Source organism: Moorena sp. SIO3B2, from assembly GCF_010692525.1.
Classification (GTDB): Bacteria; Cyanobacteriota; Cyanobacteriia; order Cyanobacteriales; family Coleofasciculaceae; genus Moorena; species Moorena producens.
The window spans coordinates 1-2,918 of record NZ_JAAHHE010000594.1; the positions used below are offsets into that span (position 1 = coordinate 1).

The following is a 2,918-nucleotide window of genomic DNA, read 5'->3' on the forward strand; positions in this document are numbered from 1 at the left end:
TAAAACTGAGCCGTTTGAGGACCAATAATTCCTCTGACAGCTCCAGTATTACCGAGTTTGTTAGCATCTTTAAACTTATTGACTCCTGCCTCAGACAAGTCCAAGCCGCATTCTTGACACAGTTCAAGAAAATTTTCTAAAATTATAGGGTTAATAACGTCTTCTACCTCCAATTCCATTAATTCTTGGAGTTGACTAACCTGAGGCACTGGCAGGTTGACTAGAATGTCAAGTGCATAGCGTTCTTCCACAGAAAGGCTATCGATGTTGATGTCTTTAATAGTTAGAGCTGACATAGTTGGATTACTTATAAAATTAACGTAACGTTATTGGCGATTAAATCTGCTTTACTAATTATTATATCCCTGATTTTTTATTGCTAAAGGTTAAGGGTAAATTATTAATTCGCAATTTTTAATGGTTATAAAAAAGCGATAAACCAGATTTTAATAGACAAGAGTCGCCCAGGAAAAAAATTCCATGACTTGACTCTGTTTCTTGACTAAGCTGATAGCTGACTGCTTACTCAACAACTAGGGTTTTGAGTTACTAAAGTAGTCTTCAGCGTGAGTTTTCGCTTTTACGTTAATTGTGATAAGTTTGAAACAAAAATTTACAAAACTAGGAATTCCCCTTTCCCGTCTCTTGGTGCGCGTTCCCGTGGGCGACAGATTATTAAGGGTAATTATCCGGAGATGATATGACAAGCCGAGCCAAACCTTGATTTAGCTTGATTTAGATCTAGGGTGAGTTAAAGGGGTTAAAGTGACCGAAAAAATTGCGAAAAATTAATCATGATAATAACTAACTTAGGTGAAATCGCCTCTGAGCAACGACTTCACCTAAGGAAAGTGGGATGCGTTAACTATTGCCTCCACAAGCAATTTTATGGTAAAAAAAATCGGTCTATTATTGGTCAGTCTACCGATTCTAAAGGTGCGCTTTCCGTGATGGCGTTCGCTTAGCGTGACCTACGGTCAAGGGATTGCTCGCCATCACGGGTCGCACCTAAAGGTATCCTAGGGATTGACACCTGTGGTAGATGTATTTTTTCAACTGTTGGAGTGTAACCCAGCCATTGTAGGGACTGTTGGGCAAACTGTTGAGGACAACCGCTGACCCCAAAGCGAGTTGGTCTTGCCTCCCCAGTATTCTTCCCTCCAATTAAATCCAGTTCTTGAGCAGCAGCAGCAACAACGTATTTCGCTGGGTCTACCAATTTAACGTCTGGGGGTAATATTTCCCGTAGGATCGGTTCGAGATGGGGATAATGAGTACAGCCATAAACTAGGGTATCAATTTGGGCTGCTAGCAAAGGTTCTAGGTACTGCCGTGCTACCGCTGTAGTGTAGGGTTCGCACAAGCGATTTTGCTCCACTAATGGCACAAACTCCGGACAACCCACTTGCCAGACCTGAGCCGTTGGTTCAACCTCTAAAATAGCATTTCGATAAGCATTGCTGGCAGCCGTAGCTGGTGTAGCAATCACCCCAATCCGACGACCTTGGTGGAGCGCCGCACGGGCACCCGGTAGAATCAGCCCCAGCATTGGGATGTCAAACTCACTACGCAGAGTTTCCAATGCCAGAGCCGAACTGGTGTTGCAGGCCATCACCACCATTTTGACATCCTGTTGCACCATCCAGCTGAGAATCTCGAAGCCGAACTGCACGATTTCATCGGTAGATCTGGTACCGTAGGGTAGCCGTGCTGTGTCAGCAAAGTAAATAATTGATTCGGATGGTAGTTGTTTGTATAGTTCCCTCAGAACAGTCAGACCCCCCACACCACTGTCGAAAATCCCGATAGGACTACTCTGGGGTTGAGTTCGAGAGATCAAAATTTGGTTATTGATCATTGGCTAAGAATTGGCACCTACCCACCCAGGGGCAATAAACAAATTACTTAGGTTCGCTCAAAACAAGAAAATTGTTAGATTATAGGTTAGCAATTATCAATTAAGAATTGACAAAATATCAGAACTTAACTTAGGTCAACCGATTCTGCCGAATATAACCGATTTTGCCGAATATATAGGAGGATGCCACGAGCGATCGCTCTAGCCATCTGGCTGCGATAGGCGGAAGTTTTCAGTTTAGCGGAGTCTTCATAGCCGGTTAGAAAACCAACTTCTACCAGAACTGCTGGCATGGAGGTTTTCCTGAGCACATAAAACCTCGCCCGTCGGGTACGTCGGTCACTAATATCCACGCTCCGCAAGATAGTGTAGTGGATGGTTTGGGCAAGACTCTGACCAGTAGAGTAGTAGTAAGTTTCTAATCCATTCACATCCGGTCGGTTACGCCCGATAGCATTAGCGTGGATGCTGACAAATAAATCAGCATCAGTCCGTTCTGCCACTTGAACTCGTCCATTCAGACTGATGAATCGGTCATCTGAGCGAGTCATGACAACCTGGATCCCCTGTTTTTCCAACAGCGCTTCCACCTGTCGGGAAATCGACAAATTAACATCCTTCTCTTGTATACCCCCAATCCCAATAGCACCAGGGTCTTTGCCACCGTGTCCGGCATCAATGACCACTACCAGGCGCTCTTTGGGAACCCGACGTCTGGGAATTGGTGGGCGAGTCCGGTTAGGCGGTGGCACAGGAATCGAGTTAGGCGGTGGCACAGGAATCGAGCGCGGGGGTATCCTGGTTGGCCTCCTTGATAGAAATGGTCTCAGTTGCAGAGCCAACAGCTGATCATTGAGCTGATTGAGGCTACCAATTCGGGTACCGTTTGATGGTTGTACCAGAATCAGCACCGTGTTTTTGTCCTCCTGCCGAACCATCACCTCTGATACGGGACTAGTGGTATTAAGTTGAGGGCCACTGAACTTCTCAGCTAGTTTGGCATTCGGTATAGTAATTTGGTAAGACTTTGAACGAGGATCCCATTTGCTAGTGGCTCTGA

3 protein-coding genes and 1 pseudogene are annotated in these 2,918 nt (G+C 45.3%); 1 reads left to right on the top strand and 3 read right to left on the bottom strand.

Annotation, left to right across the window (positions count from 1 at the left end; genetic code table 11):
* Positions 1 to 296: pseudogene (locus F6K38_RS38515) on the bottom strand (lysozyme); the annotation flags it as partial.
* A 498-nt stretch (positions 297 to 794) separates the two neighbouring features.
* On the opposite strand from F6K38_RS38515, the gene F6K38_RS38520 reads away from it, so the two are divergent.
* Positions 795 to 965, top strand: a complete 171-nt coding sequence (locus F6K38_RS38520; RefSeq protein ID WP_008188717.1) for a hypothetical protein — start codon at positions 795 to 797, stop codon at positions 963 to 965.
* On the opposite strand, the gene murI is transcribed toward F6K38_RS38520, so the two are convergent.
* Entirely contained in the window at positions 962 to 1,858 is an 897-nt protein-coding gene (gene murI, locus F6K38_RS38525) for a glutamate racemase (protein WP_008188715.1), read from the bottom strand. The two genes, F6K38_RS38520 and murI, sit on opposite strands and share 4 nt — an antisense overlap.
* 125 nt (positions 1,859 to 1,983) lie before the next feature.
* Positions 1,984 to 2,918: N-acetylmuramoyl-L-alanine amidase family protein (locus F6K38_RS38530; RefSeq protein WP_287360208.1), on the bottom strand; the 935-nt coding region annotated here is incomplete at its 5' end.